Source organism: Bradyrhizobium sp. ERR14, from assembly GCF_014198235.1.
Lineage (GTDB): Bacteria > Pseudomonadota > Alphaproteobacteria > Rhizobiales > Xanthobacteraceae > Bradyrhizobium.
The window spans coordinates 645,845-661,530 of the sequence record NZ_JACIHD010000002.1 but is presented as its reverse complement, the minus strand read 5'-3'; the positions used below and the strand labels follow the sequence as shown (position 1 = coordinate 661,530).

Genomic DNA, 15,686 nt, shown 5'->3' with positions numbered 1-15,686 from the left:
GCGTTCCCGGCTAATAGTCGCCCGGGTTCATGATCATCGGGGTTTTCGTATCAGCCGGCGCGAGCGCGCTGCTGGCGCTGTCACGCAGGAAGCGGTCGAGCGTTTCCTGGATCTTCTCCTTGACCGCGTTGGGACCGCGATCGCTCATTTCCGTGTGCTGCGCGCCGGTGTGAACGATGTCGATACCGCGCGCCTTGGCTTCTTCCGGCGTCGGCAGCACGCCTGGATCGGTCACGAAATGCGGGTCCTTCGACCGGAACGACAGGATCTTCATGCCATCGCTGAGCACGAAAGGCACCCGCAGATTGTCGAGCGTGATCACCTTCGACACCAGCTCCGGATGCTGATGGGCCACATACATGGAGACATCGCCGCCGTTGGAATGGCCGACGAGGGTGACGTGGTCGTAATCGACGTTCTCCTGCTGCTTTTTCAGCTTGTCCAGCACGAAAAGAATGTTGGCTTCGCAGCGGATATAGACCTCGCGCCGGCCGACATATTGCTCACCGACATGGGTCATCAACGGCGGATCGCTCGGCAGATCCTGCTGGATGCTGGCAACCAGATAGCCGCGCGCGGCGAGCACGTTGGCGAGGAAGGAATATTCGGTGGCCTTGACGGTGTTGCCGTTGCTGATGATGGCGAGCGGGAGTTTCCAGAGGCCGAGATTGGCCTTGGTCTCGTAATCGCGCCGCACCGCCAACTCGACCGAGATCGGCCGCTGCCGCGCGGCGTCGTACAGGGTCGAAGTCTCATGGCGGATCGCGAACCGGCTGACGACAAAATATTCCCCGACGCCGAGAACACAGAGAAACGCCAGGATTGCAAACACCCTCGTCATGATCTCGTCTCAAATCACGTTTGGCTGAACATGGTCATTGGGAACTCCCGGATCGAGCGACCGTGAGCAGGTTACGGGATTAAATTTAGGCAAGTCTGTGAACAAGGCCGCAAAAAGGGCTGCACGCCGGCTTACCGCGCGAACGACCGGGCGGCTAGAGACAACCGGACTTGCCGCGTTCGGGGCAGAGCCGGAACGCGCTCGATAGGGTCAACAGGAAGCGCGGGCTGCGGCGCTCGTTGTCCGGCGCCCGGTAGCTCAGGGGCACGGCCACGCCGAGATCGGCTTGCAGATCGTCCGGCAGGAAGAAGCGCACACCGGCGCCGGCCGAGGTGAGCGACAGGCCGTCGCTCAGGCGGTAACCGTCGTTCCAGACTGCGCCAGCGTCGCCAAAGGCATAGAGCTGATAGCCGGTCCAGTAGCGGAAGTTGAGCTTCTGGTCGAAGCGCAGTTCGAGCGAGCCGGCAAGGCCGTTGTCGCCGCTGATCTCGGCTGCGCCATAGCCCCGGCCGAAGGCCGCACCGCCGAGATAGAATTGCTGCGAGGTGAACAGCGGCCGCGATGCCGTCTGGCTCGCTGCGGAGAGCTTGAGCGACCAGGCATCATTGAGCGTCTGGTAGCGCGTGAACCAGAGGTTCAGCACCGAAAAGTTCGAGGATGCGCCGTCGCGCGACAACAGGTCGTCGTCGAAATGCGAGGCGCCGAAGATGTCGAGGCCCTGGCGGTAGGTCAGCGTCGCAAGATTGGTGCCGCCGAAGCGATCCTGCAGCCGGTAGTCGGCGGTCAGGCTCGCGGTCCTGATATGGTCATTGTACCAGGGGCCGTAGAGGTCGTGCTCGGACACGTTGCTGAACGTCGTCGCCGCGGTCAGCGTGAGCGTGGAGGATTGCGACTGGAGCGGGACCATGCTGGCCCGCAACTCGAACGCCTCGGTCGTGGTGATGTCGCTGTCGAGGCGGCGGGCATCGCCCGGCCGAACCGCGCTGTACAGGACGGAAGCGCCGAGGCGCACGCCGTCGACGCCGACGGGCGCGTCATAGGACAGCCGCGCAAAGCCGAGCTGGCGTGGGTCGTTGGCAATGGTCGACAGGTTGACCGCCAGCGTGTCGCCGGGCGTGAGGTAGGAGTTGAACGCGCCGGTCGCGTAGGTCTGCCACGGGCCGACCGAGGATGATCCGAGATTGTCCAGGCCGAACGAGGAGAAGACGTGCCAGGTCTTCAAATAGACTGTGAGACGGAAGTGGCCGGTCGCGCCACCGATCTCCTCCAGCGCAGTATCGGTGATCCGGACGCCCGGCCTGCCGTTGATGAGGAAGAGCTGACGTTCGAGGGTGGGGAGGCGCGACGGCTGCTCAGCCAGAACCGGTCCGAGCATCGGCCTTACGCCGAATTGCTCGGCGCCGTCGCCTTTCAGCTCCGCCTGCACGATGGCGCCTTCGATCACCTGGATCCGGACGCGGCCGCCGGCAATGTCCTGCGGCGGGACGATGGCCCGGCTCAGATGGAAGCCGTCGGCGCGGTAGAGATCGCTGATCGCGCCGGCGATCGCGGCGAGATCCGCCTGCGAAACCTGCTTGCCGAGATAAGGCTGATAGACCGCGGCGATGCGATCTTGGGAGACGGCCTGGGCGCCGCTGACATTGACGCCGCGCAGCACGAATTGCGGCTTCGTATCCCCGCCGGTGTTCGGCTGTCCGACGCTCGGAAGCTGGACCGGAGGCCGGCTCAGCGATTCCCGCTCGCTTTGGTTATCGAAATATTTCTCGGGCTGGCGCGGATCGAAACCGGGCTGGTTCGCCTGTTGTGCGAACCCCTGGGAAATTCCCGCAAAGATCGGTACCAGCACTGCCAATGCGGTAATGAGATGCCGCTGCTCGACGCACGTCGCGAATCTGCCTCCGTAGTTTGACGGAGACTTTGCGATGGGGCGGTAAGGGTTCGTTATCCGCATGATTTTTCATAGTTTTTTATGGTCAATGATTGGTTAATGCTGCCACTGCACTGGCCGCTTCCCGCTAAGCCTCTCTTGAGTGATTTCGGATACCCCTCAGGGCCCGCGCGTAACGCGGACTGAGGATCGTCATGCTTGGCAGAATTGGAATGCGGTGTGCCTTCGTGGCGGCGCTGACCCTTGGAACGGCTTCCGGTGCGTTCGCCGCGGAGGATGGCGTCTGGTCGGTCAGCAAGGCCACCGGTGAGGTGTGGATCGCGACCGAGGGCGCGCAACCGGTGTCGCTGAACCGGGAAGAGACGCTCAAGCCTGGCAATACCATCCGCACCGGACGCAACGGCCGGGTGCTGCTCGTCCGCGGCGAGGAAACCATTCTGATCTCTCCCAACTCCGTGGTCGGCTTGCCGTCGGAGAAGAAGGAGGGGCTCTCGACCACCATCATCCAGCGGGCGGGATCGATCCTGCTCGAGGTCGAGAAGCGCAACGTCAAGCATTTCGAGGTCGAGACGCCCTATCTCGCCGCCGTGGTCAAGGGAACGCAGTTCAGCGTCACCGTGGGAGCTGATAGCACCAAGGTCGGCGTGCTTCGCGGCCAGGTCGAAGTCTCCGACTTCAAGACGGGACAGATTGCCCAGGTCATGCCGGGACAAGCGGCCACCGTGTTTGAGCACGGCAAGCCCGGTCTCAGCTTGAGCGGCGCGGGGACGTTCAATCCTATCGAGCATGGCAAGCCGCGCGCCTCGACGATCGAGCGTGTCCCCGTCCCGAAATCGGGCCTGTCGGCGCCGCGCAATGCCGCGAGCGGCCATGCGATCCATGCGGTCGGTCCGATCGACAAGGGGACCAAGGCGGCTGGCGCGCCAAAGGCATCGCATCAGGCGGCTGGAGGTCATGTCTCCAAGGCCGCCGTCGTGCGCATCTCGAGCTCGCTCGGCGAGGTCAAACTCAATGTCCACAAGGTCACGAATGGGCTCGCCCACGGCGCAGTGGCACCCGGACAGGTGCGCAACGCCAACGCCAGCACGGGTGCCGAGACGGTCTGGAGCGACAGCAAGACCAGCACGGCAGCGTCCAACAGCGCCGTCCAGACTGCGGCGACGACAAGCGGTGCCGCAACGGCTGGCAGCAGCTCGTCGAACCCAGGCGCCGCGATAGCGGCAGCTGCCGCCAACAACGGAAACGCCGGCAGCAACGGCAATTCCAGCAATGGCAACAACGGCAATGGCGCCGGCAACGGCAACAGCGGCGCCACCGGCAATGGCTGGGGCAACGACGGTAACGGCAATGGGAATGGCGCCGGCAACGGCAGCAATGGCCGTGGCCACAACAGACATTAAAGCGATTTCCTAGGGGATGAGGGGCGTACCTGCAGAAGCGGGTGCGCAGGAGGGTGGATTGAAACGCTATCGGCCGCATATTCTCGTCGTGATCGCGCTTGCGATCGTGCTGTCCACGGGATGGCATGGTGCGCTTCGCAACGCGCTCACCGATCTGCGGTTCAGCTGGCAATCGCGTGCGGCCAGCGGCAATGTCGTCGTGGTGGCCATCGACGCACCGTCCATCGATCAGATCGGGGTGTGGCCGTGGCCGCGCCGGCTCCACGCCGAGCTGTTGCGCAGGCTCGAGGCGGCGGGCGCGGGGGACATCGCGTTCGACGTCGATTTCAGCACACCCTCGGATCCGGCTTCCGACGAGGCCTTCGTCCACGCCCTTCGCGAGGCCGGCGGCTCGACGATCCTGCCATCCTTCAAGCAGCCGACGCCGAATGGTGGCGCGGCCCACGTCAATCGTCCCCTGAAGCCGTTCAGCAACCAGTCGTGGCCGGCCGTCGTCAACGTCGCTGTCGAATCCGACGGACTCGTTCGCCGCTATCCGTTCGGCGAGAAGCTCGGCGATGCCTTGATGCCGTCGATGGCCGTGGTGCTGGCCGGGCAGGACGCCAACCGGCGGCCGCCCTTCTTGATCGACTTCAGCATTCGTGCGGCCTCCATTCCGAGCATCTCCTATGCCGACGTGCTGCGCGGCGATACTGCAGCTCTCGACAAGTTGAGAGGCAAGAAGATCATCGTCGGCGCCACCGCGCTCGAGCTCGGCGACCGGTTCAGCGTTCCCAACAGCAAGCTCGTCTCGGGGCCGGTCCTGCAGGCGCTTGCGGCAGAATCGATCCTGCAGAGCCGGATGCTGCACTGGACATCCGATATCGGCATGATCCTGGGCCTGGGTCTGATCTGCCTGCTGATGATGTATTCGTGGCGCCGCTTCGCACCAGGAATTCGCGTCGCAATCCTGATCGCCTTCGGGGCTGCTATCGAGCTGGTCGCGGCCCTCGTGCAGGCAAGATGGCCCCTCGTCATCGACACATCGCTATTCCACATCGCGATCGTCGCCTATCTGGCTGCGATTGCGCTGGACGAAATCGATTTCCGTAGTCTCCTGGGGCGCATCGCCGAGAGCCGCTTTCACCGCATCGCGATGTCGCTCGGTGACGGTCTCGTCTGCACCGACGAGGATCACCGGATCACGGTCTGGAATCCCGGCGCCAGCGCGATCTTCGGCTACGCGCCGGCGGAGATGATCGGCCGTCCGTTCGAAACGCTGTGCGCCGTGCCGGCGGACGGTCATGCAAGGCCGTCCATGCATGACGCCGCGCGCCAGGCGCTGCTGGTTCCGGGCGGGGCGGTCGTCGTCGAGTTCGAGGGCCGGCGCAAGAATGGTGAAACCTTCGCTGTCGAGGCGAGCTTCTCGGGCTGGCAGGGAACGGAGGGTTTTCAGTACGGCGCGATCCTGCGCGACATCTCGGTCCGCAAGCGCGAGGCCGAACGCGTCAAATATCTCGCCGAACATGATGCACTGACCGGCCTTGCCAATCGCAACACGCTGCATGCCGGCCTGGCCGGCATGGTCGCGGATGCAGAGCGACGGCCTCGCGAAGTCGCGTTGCTCGTCATCGGGCTCGACGGCTTCCAGGGCATCAACGACACGCTGGGGCATTCGGCGGGAGATCTGGTGCTGCAGGCGGTCGCCATTCGTCTGGAGGGCCGGGCCGGAGATGGGGCGATCGTCGCCCGGCTCGGCGGAGATGAATTCGCCATTGCGCGCGAAGCCGCGGATGGCGGTGAGCCGGTCGCGAAGTTCGCCGAGCGGATCGCGCGTGCATTCGAAACGCCGCTCGCGACGGGTACGCGCCAGCATCGTGTCAGGATCAGCATCGGCGTCGCGGTCTATGGCGAAGGCGGACAGGGTGCCGATGAACTTCTCAGCAATGCTCATCTGGCGTTGAGCAAGGCAAAGATGACGCGGCGCGGCAGCCATGTGATCTTTGAGGCTGCGATCAGGCAGGAGCTGGAGAACCGGCTGACGCTGGAGAGCGCGTTGGCGCTTGCTGCGGATCGCGGCGAGTTCGAGCTGTTCTACCAGCCCCAGGTCCGTCTGATCGACGGCAGCCTTGTCGGGGCCGAAGCGCTTATCCGTTGGCGGCATCCCGTGCGCGGCTACGTCTCGCCCGGAGAGTTCATGCCGGTGGTCAACACTTCCGCACTGTCAGAGCGGATCGCGAACTGGGTGATGGAGACCGCCTGCCGTCAGGCGCGCGCCTGGGAGCTGTCCGGCAACGGCGTGCGCGTCGCCATCAACCTGTCGCCCTCGCAGCTTCACTCCGGCGATCTCGCGCATTCGGTCGCGGCGTTGCTCGAAGCGACGGGGCTTACCCCGTCACTGCTCGAAATCGAGGTGACCGAAGACATCCTGATCCATGACGAACGCCGCGTGCTCGACATGTTCAAGCGAATTCAGGAGCTCGGGGTGCGCGTCCTGTTCGACGATTTCGGCACCGGTTATGCGAGCCTCAGCTATCTGAAGAAGTTTCCGCTCGACGGACTCAAGATCGACCGGTCGTTCGTGCTCGATCTGCTCGCCGATTCCGACGATGCCGCGATCGTCGGCTCGACCATCGGCCTCAGCAAACAGCTCGGCCTCACGGTCGTGGCTGAAGGCATCGAGAACCGCGCGACTGCCGACTTCCTGGTCAGCATGGGATGCGCGGAAGGGCAGGGCTATTTCTTCGGCCGCCCGATGCCGGCCGAGGCGTTTGAAAAGCAATTCCTGGCGGCCGAGCTCGACGCGGTCAGCGCTGCCTGAGCAGGGCGGCTTCGTTCTATCGCCGCCGCGCGACCGCGACCCCGAAGAGGAAAGCGACGAACAGGCTCGCAAGCGGCGCCTCGCGCGTGATCGCTGCGACCGTCGCGAGCGCCCCGCCGGGCTTTCGTGCTTGCTCGATTGCAGAGGTGAGACGATCGACCGCTGCGTGCAGGCCTCCGGCGACTTCACCCACCGTGCGGGAGACGTCCGCCGCGGTATCGATGGCACGTTCGGCCATGCCGGGTTGCGAGGTGGATTGCGGTATCTCCGTGCTCAAGTGCGCGACCTCCAGACCTGACGATGGGCCGGCACCTTTGGCTATCCGCGCGAGCGCTCGTTCTGAACAGCGGGTCTTGATGACCTTTGGCTATCCGCGACAGGCGCCGTGGTTTACGGCGGGTGCCGGCCTTGGATGGGCAATTCAGCGCGCGGGATTTTGTTCCGGACGACAGGACGACCAGGGCGGATCTTCCCCGGGAAACGACGGGTGCGAATCTCTGTTAGGCTGGCGGTGGCTTGCTGATGTCAGGAGACAGCCGTGACCGATCGGACCATGACGGATCGAGGCCGGCACATCGCCTTGCTCGGCGCTCCCATCGACATGGGGGCTTCGCAGCGCGGCACCTTGATGGGCCCCGCGGCGCTGCGCACCGCAGGCCTTGCGACAGTGCTCGAAAGCCTGGATTTCGAGGTCGTCGACTACGGAGATCTTTCCGTGGCCGAAGTCGGGGATCTCACCGACAGGCCGCCGGAAAGCGCCAATCACTACCGCGAGATCCAGCGCTGGACGCGCGTTCTGAGCCGCAAAGGCTATGAGATTGCGAAGACCGGCGCGCTGCCGATCTTTCTCGGCGGCGATCACACGCTGTCCATGGGATCGGTCAATGCCATGGCGCGTCATTGGCAGGAGCGGGGACGCGAGCTGTTCGTGCTCTGGCTCGATGCCCATGCCGACTACAACACGCCGCAGACGACGATCACTGCGAACATGCACGGCATGTCGGCCGCGTTCCTGTGTGGTGAGCCCGGCCTTGACGGCCTGCTCGGCGACGATCCGCGCGCTTCGATTACCCCCGACAGGCTCGATTTGTTCGGTGCGCGCTCGATCGACAAGCTCGAGAACGAATTGATGCGCGCGCGCCGGATCAGGGTCGTCGACATGCGTCAGATCGACGAGTTCGGCGTCGCCGTCTTGATCCGGCGCGTCATCGAGCGGGTCAAGGCGAACAACGGCGTGCTGCATGTCAGCTTCGATGTCGATTTCCTCGATCCGTGCGTGGCGCCGGGCGTCGGCACCACTGTGCCGGGTGGAGCGACCTATCGCGAGGCACACCTGATCATGGAGCTGTTGCACGATTCCGGCGTGGTCGGATCGGCCGACATCGTCGAGCTCAATCCGTTCCTGGATGAACGTGGCCGGACGGCGCGCACGGCCGTCGAGCTGATCGGCAGCCTGTTCGGCCAGCAGATCACCGACCGGCCGACGCCGAGCAACGCGATCGCTCCAGGCGAGTGATCGAGCTTCTTGCCGCGGACCTCGCGCCTTCAAAATTGGGCCGGAACATTCCCTCGATTGCCAAGTTTTCCCGGTGCCCTTCCCCAAGGGCGACCCCGTATGGCCTCAGCTCGAACGCCCCCGATATCCCCGCGAGCTGAGGCCTCTTTCTGCTCCGGCAGATTGGATATCGATGGTGCACGCAGTTCTCTCTCCTTCGGGGCGCATCGGTATGTTTTGTCAGAGAGATCGGCTGGTGACCCGGCCGGAACTTTGCCGACATAACACCGTTCCCGATGCGCGGGCGCGAACGTAGGCGGACACCAAATGGATGCTTGTGGTCCTCGTGGGTGGCGTCGCCCCCGTCAATACCGATCTCGTATTCGACAAGTTCAGTGACTGCCTGTCCGCCGAGGCGCAAATGCGACAGCACTACGCCGATGCGTTCGATGCCTGGGACCGTGTGGCCGCAGCAAGAATCGACCGGCGTAGCGACTACAGGAAAGCCCGCGATCTCGAGGCGAAAAGACTGCTGAGCAACGTAGGCACCTGTGTGCCACACGGCGGAGGAGATTCTGTTGCGCCGGCGGAGCAGCCCAAGCCGCCCGCCGCACCTTCGCAGCAACCCGCTGCGCCGCCGCAGCCGGCGCCGCGACCTTAGCGAACGCGGCGCGAGCCCGATTGCGTTCGGCCAAATTCGGTCCCGCGAGGTCGCATCGGGAAAAAGTGGCAAAATCTTGGAACCTTGTCACCAATTCGCGGGTTTTCGCAGCGCCGCATCCTGCGGTGAGGAGATACCCATGAAGAAGCTGATGTTGACGTGCGCGGCTGCTGCGCTGATCTCGACCGGCGCGCTGGCGCAGTCGACGGTCGTCACCACCACCGGCACCGGCCATGCGGCCGCTGTGCAGATCGAGCCGGAATACCGGACGAAGATCCGTACCTATGTCACCGAACACAAGGTACGTCCGGTGCAGACCCGAGAGAAAATCGTGGTCGGCCAGCCGGTGCCGCGCGAGGTCGAGCTCGAGGCCGTGCCCGCCGATTGGGGGCCCTCGCTCACCAGGTACCGTTACGTCTACTCGGGCGAACGCGTGATGCTGGTCGATCCGTCGACGCGCACGGTCGTCCAAGAGATCGACTAAGTCCCCGGTGGCAGGTCGCTGAGCCGGCGGCCCGCCCCCTTCCTGTCCGGCCCCCCCGAATACCTCACCCTTGTTTGCGAGCGGCCGTCATGCCGATCATTCGATACTTCGTCTGCGTCGGCGGGCTCCTGGTGACCTTGCTGTTCGCTGCCGACCGGTACTTGCCGGCTCCCGGCGAGCCTGCAGCGACGGCAGATCCTGACAGAACCATCATCCGAATCACGTCGGCAAGAAGACTACCGGAGAAGATCGTATTCGATACGCGTCTGCGCGCCGATGTGCCTGAGATCGCGCAGGCCGATCCGATTCCTGAAGAACCGCGGCAGCACATGCGTGAAGCCATGGCCGCCATGCCTGCAGCACCGTCCGGTCAGACCAAGAAAGAATCGGCTCCGCGCGTCTCCGCAGAGGCCCGTACGCATCCGAAGCGCTCGGCCAAATCAACGAAAAGGTCACCCGAGCGACGGCTTGCCTTCGAGCGGCACGACCCGTTTTCCGGCGGATGGTGGTGAGCGGAAAAGATCGCAAGTGTTATAAAGGAAAAGGCCGCGCTCGTTCGGAGCGCGGTCTTTTTTTGCAGATGGACGAGCGCGAAAGCGATGCCGAAGAACTCGCCAGCTTCGGGATAGCCTACCTGCACCGGCTTCCCAAGGACGAATGTTGACGGACATGAAGATGCTCGTTGCCCGCGTTGCCCGCGGAAGCACAAGGCCGAGTTGGACGCTGCTGGCGATTTCCTTTCTCGTCTCGGCAGTCATCGTGATCGCCTTGCGCATCATATTCGGGAGCTAGATCGGATCGCCGGGCTTGCGGCTCCGCTCCCTGAGTGCCCAACCGGGAACAAGTGGAATATCCAGGCGTTGGCGGCCAGGCATCCATCTGGATGCTGACTCACTGGAGGAGACGATGATGAAAACCACTTTCGCCGCAGCTCTGATCAGCAGCGCTCTGATCGGCGGCGCTGCGTTCGCGCAATCCACTCCGCCGGCTGATCGAGCGGCTCCGGCTGCTACCGCACAGCCGGCCGATAAGATGATGCTCAAGGACAATTGGCGCGCCTCGAAGCTCATGGGCCTGAACGTCTATAACGAAGCCAACGAGAAGCTCGGCGACATCAACGAACTGCTCGTCGACAAGAGCGGCAAGATCAACGCAGTGGTGATCGGCATCGGCGGCTTCCTGGGAATGGGCGAGCACGATATCGCCGTTTCGATGGACAAACTGAAGTTCGTGGAAGAGCCGGTCCGGACCAGCTCGACCAGCACTTCGACCACCCCGCGCGAGACGACGACCGGCGCGGCTTCGACCAACGCCACGACCCGCAACACCAATGATTGGGTCCCCGATCACGCCGTCATGAGCGGAAACAAGGAGCAGCTGAAGGCACTCCCGCAGTTCAAATATTCGGACTACAACTGACAGGACGAAACGTTATCGAGATCGAGGGCCTCCATTTGGAGGCCCTTTTCATGCCGACCCACATCGGAGCCGCTTGCAGCGGCGCTTCACACTCAGCCGCGTGAAGCTATTCACTCGGTTCGGCAATGCGGTGCCGGGCCGGGTCGATTTCCCGACCGCAGGATCGTTGGCCTCTGCAGGGTGGAACCGCCCGTCCCCCAAGGGGGCGGAGGGAACCGGGAGGGGCGCCATTGAATTAACCCTGCATGAGGACAACAGCGGATCTTTCGATGACAAATACTCGTTTCGCGAGCTCCATCTCTGCCGCCCTCCGCCATCCCGGTGTGATCGCGCTGATCGTGGCTGGCGTGACGATTGCGGCAATGCTGATTGTCGATCACGGCCCCTGGAGCCGCGCCAAGACCCAGCCGGCCCATATTGCGATGTATGCGACCACAGGAGAAGCGGCACGGGCGGCTGGTGCTGCGGTACTCCCGACCAAACCGAAATCGCCGATCGAGCCGTCGCGGCCGGGGCCCAAGACGTCGCCGACCGTCAACCCCGTGACGCCGTAACTTCGCTCACGATGAGTGGAGCCGCCTCGCGGATCTCGGTGGCGTTGTCGCCGCTCTAGCCTCGACCGATCACCGACGAGCCGAGCAGAGCGAGCACGGCCAGCGCCATCAGCGCGGTGCCGAGCCAGCCCAGCGCGATCAGCCATGACCGGGCCCTGAAGCGGCCCATGATCGCGCGGCTCGAGACGATCAGCATCATCATCGCCATGATTGGCACTGCGACGATGCCGTTGAGCACCGCGCTCCACACCAGCATGTGGATGGAGTCGATGCCGGTGAAGCCGAGGCCGAAGCCGATGAGCGTTGCCGCGGCGATGATGGTGTAGAAGCCGACCGCCTCATCGGGCTTGGCCTCCAGCGTGGCGCGCCAGCCGAAGATCTCTGCGACGCCATAAGCGGCCGAGCCCGCCAGCACAGGGATGGCGAGCAGGCCGGTGCCGATGATGCCGAGCGCGAACAGCGCGAAGGTGAAGTCGCCGGCGAGCGGCCGCAGCGCTTCGGCCGCCTCCGTCGCCGAACCGATGCTGGTAATGCCGTTGGCGTGCAGGACCGATGCGGTGGTGAGGATGATGAAGAAGGCGATGCCGTTGGACAGCAGCATGCCGGAGATGGTGTCGGCCCTGATGCGCGCGAGCTCCGGGCCGGCGCCACGCTTGACGTCGCGAAGCGGCTTGTCGCGCTTGCCCTGGTTCATCTCCTCGACCTCCTGCGAGGCCTGCCAGAAGAACAGATAGGGGCTGATGGTGGTGCCGAGCACGGCGACGACCATCAGAAAATAGTCGGCGCTGACATTGGCCTTCGGCCACACCGCGGCGAGCAGCGCCGTGCTCCACGGGATCTCGACGGTGAAGGCGGTGGCGACATAAGCGAACAGCGCCAAGGTGAGGAATTTCAGCACCGGGGAATAGCGGCGATAAGGCAGGAAGACCTGGAGCAGGGTCGAGCCCGCCGCGAAGATCAGCGCGTGCTCGTGGTTGAGGCCGCCGATGACCAGCGAAAGCGCCTCGGCCATCGCGGCGATGTCGGCGGCGATGTTGAACGTGTTGGCGGCGACGAGCATGGCGACCAGCGCCAGCACCGCCCAGCGCGGCGCGATCTGCATGACGTTGGCGGCGAGCCCCTTGCCGGTGACGCGGCCGATCTGCGCGCTGACGAGCTGGATGGCGATCATGAACGGCGTGGTCAGAAACACCGTCCACAGCAGCCCGTAGCCGAATTGCGCGCCGGCCTGCGAATAAGTGGCGATGCCTGAAGGATCGTCGTCGGCAGCTCCGGTGATGAGGCCCGGCCCCAGCCTTTGCAGCAGCGTCGGCGCGGATTTCGTCGGCGTGAGAGCGCTGTCGCTCATGAACGGGGACCTCGTCGGGGCGGGTGCTTTTATGCAAATGCTAATCGGGAAACGAAAGTTCCTCGCCGCGCGGGCGTCCTATCGATTTCTGATAATGCTAAGTCGACTTGACTGTCGGGCAAAACAGGTGTAGATTGCCATCATCGCAAAAATTCCCGCAGCCAGATTCTCGCAAGTAGTCCGCGAGGCTACTGGTGTCGGCGGCGGGACTTTGAACGTTGGGGATGAAGGACGTCGGCCGCGCTACTTGACGCTGACGAACATGCCCCAGGCGGCGGCCAGCGCCGCGCCGGAAAAGACGATCAGCGGGTTATCGCAGAACGCGCCGCCGTAGCTGCACATGGTGACGCCGAACGAGCCGATCTCGTGATGGCTCGCGGAGTAGAACAGTCCCGACAGCACCAGCAATGCAGCGGCGACGTAGTACATGGCAATCTCTCCGACGCTTTCCCGATTGCATTCGCGCAAGCACATGTCCCAGCATGGCGCGAAGAGATTGCATCCTGCCGAATTCGGTAGGTTGCATTTGAGTCAAATGTCGGAAAGCGGACGGATCGCCTTGTTCCGGAGCAGGAACAGGCCTTCGTTAGTGCGGTGCACCTTGCTGAATGTAAGTGCGCGCCCCCGCCGGAATTGCCAGAATTTCCCGGTCCAGCGCTGGGCCAAATCCTGAAATACCGAAAACGTGGGGACCGACAATGCATTCCTTTGTCTGCGCACACGATGTCGCACTTCTTCATGAACGAGTTGAAGTGCTCATTCTACAACTCGCTGAACTGGAAGAATTGCGCATGCGAGTGCTTATAGCCGAGCGGGTGATGAAGAGAACTGGGGCGGGCCCACACGGTGAAGCGCCTGAACAACCGCCGACTGAAGCGGTTGAATGGCAGGAAATGTCTCGCGATTGCTACTGCCCGACTTGATGCGTGGCATCGATATGAGGATCGGCTCTCGACAGGAAAAAAGGCCCCGCACCGCGGGGCCTTTGTCGTGCCGGGTCTGGGCTGCTCTATCGCCGCGTGCCCACGCCGTAGAGCTCGCGCTCGCGGCCGATGTCCTCGGGAGACAGGGGCGGGCTTGCGGCATCGAAGTCGGTCCAGCCGGCTTTCTGCCAGGCCGCGCTGCGGTCCTGAAGGTTCACGGACTTATCGTGGAGAAGCGCATCGAGGCGTGAGCGGTCCTGGTCGGGCACCCTTGCGGACACCAGCGTGCCGCCGCGGCGAATGCCCTCGGCATAGCGCGAGGCATCTTCCCTGGAGACGCCGGCCTGCGTCAGGGCGCCGACGATGCCGCCCGTGGCCGCGCCGGCAGCCGCGCCGACCGCGGTCGAGGCGAGCCAGCCTGCCGCGACGACCGGCCCGAGGCCGGGGATTGCCAGCAGGCCGAGCCCGGCGAGCAGGCCGGCTGCGCCGCCGAGGCCGGCGCCGATGCCGGCTCCGGTCCCGGCGCCTTCAGCGCGATCGTCGACGCCGTCGCGATCGCGGTCGACCTTGCCGGACCGCGAACCGTACCAATTGTCCGAATTGTTGGCGACGATGCTGATATCGGAATGCGGCACGCCGGCGCCTTCGAGCCGGGTCACGGCACGTTCGGCATCGGAGTAATTGTCGTAAAGACGTGAGATGGTGACTGTCATTGTTCGGTCTCCTCGTGATTGCTTGTTACTTGGTGGGGTTCACGTTGCCCTGGAAGTCGACGCTGACGTCGCTCTTGCTGCCGGCCTTGTCGGCCTTGCCGCGCCAGACGCCTTCGTTGTCCTTGTGCAGGCCGGAGACGTTGGAATAACCGGCATCCTCGATCCGCGATTTGGCCTGCCCCTCGGTGAAGCTGTTGCGGCCGGCGACCGGCTTGTTCGAGTTGTTCTGGTCCGAGCTGTTGACGGCGTTGTTGCCCGGCCCACTCTGGGCAGGCTGCGATTGCGCGCTGGCGGGCACCGCTCCGAGCAGCAGCATGGTCGTGGCAAGTAGAGTAAGACGTCGCATTTTTTTGTCCTCCAGCAGGTGAAAGTGCCGGCGACAACAAGTGAGATTCGAATTGGTTGCTTCCGTTTGCAGATGCCGAGTGCCGCAGCCTGTCTCGCGCGAAATGTGCGTGTGCATCGAACCAGATTAGGAACGTCTGCCAGTTTGTCCCGTTTATGCGCGCCGTGCGGATGCCGTTGGCAGATTTATTTCAGCCGCCGCATCAACTGATACGGCACGAAGGCGTGAGGGGCGGATGATGGCCGGAGCGCGCGCGTTGAGTTGGCGCGCTGGCGGCCCCGGCATTTTCGCTCCCCACGTCCAGCCCCGGAGGTGCCTGGGGTCGCTCCATGCGGGCTTAACTGGTTTTTCGCCTTCGGAACTTCAACTGCTCCGGCCCATTGTCGCCGGGAAATCGAGACGGCTCCCATCATGCAATCTGACTACCCGCTGCTGAAGAAATGGACGGCGCAAGACCACGAGCGATTGAAGGCATTGGCCGAAGCAGGCCGGCGGCCGGACGAGATTGCAAGCGAGCTCAATCGAAGCGAAGCGGCGGTGAGAGTGCGTGCCTGGCAGCACGGCATCGCCTTGCGGCTTGTGATTCAGAGGCGCAAGCCCGTGAAAACGGCTGGTTCGAAGGCCCGCATGTGATTGAACGGCGGCCGCCTCACTTCGACGATTGTGCGTCGGCTTGCGTCCTGGCGGGCTCCCAAGGTGCGGGAAGGATGACGCGGATCGGACGAGCCTCGGCGGAGCCTTGACCAGCTGGCCGGGCTTGATCCCTGGCAGGTTCGGCCAGAGCCACGGACAAGAGTGCAATCAGCATCGCCAG

The 15,686-nt window shown here is 64.0% G+C and carries 17 protein-coding genes; 10 read left to right on the top strand and 7 right to left on the bottom strand.

Features of this window, described 5'->3' with window-relative positions:
- Positions 1-10: 10 nt before the first annotated feature.
- Together GGD62_RS09305 and GGD62_RS09300 are read right to left on the bottom strand one after the other, a co-directional pair.
- On the bottom strand, positions 11-841 hold the full coding sequence (locus GGD62_RS09305) for an alpha/beta hydrolase (protein WP_183708128.1): 831 nt from the start codon (positions 839-841) through the stop codon (positions 11-13).
- 154 nt (positions 842-995) lie between these two features.
- Positions 996-2,792 (bottom strand): ShlB/FhaC/HecB family hemolysin secretion/activation protein, encoded by a 1,797-nt coding sequence (locus tag GGD62_RS09300; protein WP_183708126.1) that lies wholly within the window; start codon positions 2,790-2,792, stop codon positions 996-998.
- Between the two features lie 131 nt (positions 2,793-2,923).
- On the opposite strand from GGD62_RS09300, the gene GGD62_RS09295 reads away from it, so the two are divergent.
- Entirely contained in the window at positions 2,924-4,129 is a 1,206-nt protein-coding gene (locus GGD62_RS09295; protein ID WP_183708124.1) for a FecR domain-containing protein, read from the top strand.
- Between the two features lie 58 nt (positions 4,130-4,187).
- Complete coding sequence (locus GGD62_RS09290; RefSeq protein WP_183708122.1) at positions 4,188-6,929, top strand: EAL domain-containing protein; 2,742 nt, start codon at positions 4,188-4,190, stop codon at positions 6,927-6,929.
- Between the two features lie 16 nt (positions 6,930-6,945).
- On the opposite strand, the gene GGD62_RS09285 is transcribed toward GGD62_RS09290, so the two are convergent.
- Complete coding sequence (locus GGD62_RS09285) at positions 6,946-7,206, bottom strand: hypothetical protein (RefSeq protein ID WP_018319177.1); 261 nt, start codon at positions 7,204-7,206, stop codon at positions 6,946-6,948.
- 261 nt (positions 7,207-7,467) lie between these two features.
- On the opposite strand from GGD62_RS09285, the gene rocF reads away from it, so the two are divergent.
- The 7 genes from rocF (at position 7,468) to GGD62_RS09250 (ending at position 11,542) form a co-directional block, all read left to right on the top strand.
- Positions 7,468-8,445, top strand: coding sequence for an arginase (gene rocF / locus GGD62_RS09280; protein WP_179735714.1), 978 nt, complete (start codon positions 7,468-7,470; stop codon positions 8,443-8,445).
- A gap of 310 nt (positions 8,446-8,755) precedes the next feature.
- Positions 8,756-9,085 (top strand): hypothetical protein, encoded by a 330-nt coding sequence (locus GGD62_RS09275; RefSeq protein WP_183708120.1) that lies wholly within the window; start codon positions 8,756-8,758, stop codon positions 9,083-9,085.
- Positions 9,086-9,224: 139 nt separating this feature from the next.
- The gene (locus GGD62_RS09270; RefSeq protein WP_018319180.1) at positions 9,225-9,569 is read left to right on the top strand and encodes a DUF1236 domain-containing protein; all 345 of its coding nucleotides are present in this window, start codon (positions 9,225-9,227) and stop codon (positions 9,567-9,569) included.
- Positions 9,570-9,658: 89 nt separating this feature from the next.
- Positions 9,659-10,081 carry a hypothetical protein gene (locus GGD62_RS09265; protein WP_183708118.1) on the top strand — a complete coding sequence of 141 codons (423 nt, stop codon included), beginning with the start codon at positions 9,659-9,661 and terminating at the stop codon, positions 10,079-10,081.
- A complete protein-coding gene (locus GGD62_RS09260; RefSeq protein ID WP_157644301.1) occupies positions 10,078-10,233 on the top strand; it encodes a hypothetical protein in 156 nt (51 codons plus the stop codon). Before GGD62_RS09265 ends, GGD62_RS09260 begins: the two co-directional genes overlap by 4 nt.
- 242 nt (positions 10,234-10,475) lie before the next feature.
- Positions 10,476-10,988 (top strand): PRC-barrel domain-containing protein, encoded by a 513-nt coding sequence (locus GGD62_RS09255; protein ID WP_183708116.1) that lies wholly within the window; start codon positions 10,476-10,478, stop codon positions 10,986-10,988.
- A gap of 269 nt (positions 10,989-11,257) precedes the next feature.
- Positions 11,258-11,542, top strand: a complete 285-nt coding sequence (locus tag GGD62_RS09250) for a hypothetical protein (protein WP_018319184.1) — start codon at positions 11,258-11,260, stop codon at positions 11,540-11,542.
- A 55-nt stretch (positions 11,543-11,597) separates the two neighbouring features.
- Here the strand turns inward: GGD62_RS09250 and GGD62_RS09245 are convergent, their stop codons facing one another.
- The 4 genes from GGD62_RS09245 to GGD62_RS09230 form a co-directional block, all read right to left on the bottom strand.
- Entirely contained in the window at positions 11,598-12,890 is a 1,293-nt protein-coding gene (locus tag GGD62_RS09245; RefSeq protein WP_183708113.1) for an NRAMP family divalent metal transporter, read from the bottom strand.
- A gap of 243 nt (positions 12,891-13,133) precedes the next feature.
- Complete coding sequence (locus GGD62_RS09240) at positions 13,134-13,319, bottom strand: hypothetical protein (RefSeq protein WP_020508701.1); 186 nt, start codon at positions 13,317-13,319, stop codon at positions 13,134-13,136.
- 580 nt (positions 13,320-13,899) lie between these two features.
- A complete protein-coding gene (locus GGD62_RS09235) occupies positions 13,900-14,526 on the bottom strand; it encodes a hypothetical protein (protein WP_018319187.1) in 627 nt (208 codons plus the stop codon).
- Positions 14,527-14,551: 25 nt separating this feature from the next.
- On the bottom strand, positions 14,552-14,872 hold the full coding sequence (locus GGD62_RS09230) for a hypothetical protein (RefSeq protein ID WP_018319188.1): 321 nt from the start codon (positions 14,870-14,872) through the stop codon (positions 14,552-14,554).
- Between the two features lie 411 nt (positions 14,873-15,283).
- Here GGD62_RS09230 and GGD62_RS40575 point away from each other — a divergent pair, with 411 nt between their 5' ends.
- Positions 15,284-15,505 (top strand): hypothetical protein, encoded by a 222-nt coding sequence (locus GGD62_RS40575; RefSeq protein ID WP_179736007.1) that lies wholly within the window; start codon positions 15,284-15,286, stop codon positions 15,503-15,505.
- The last annotated feature ends 181 nt before the right edge of the window (positions 15,506-15,686 follow it).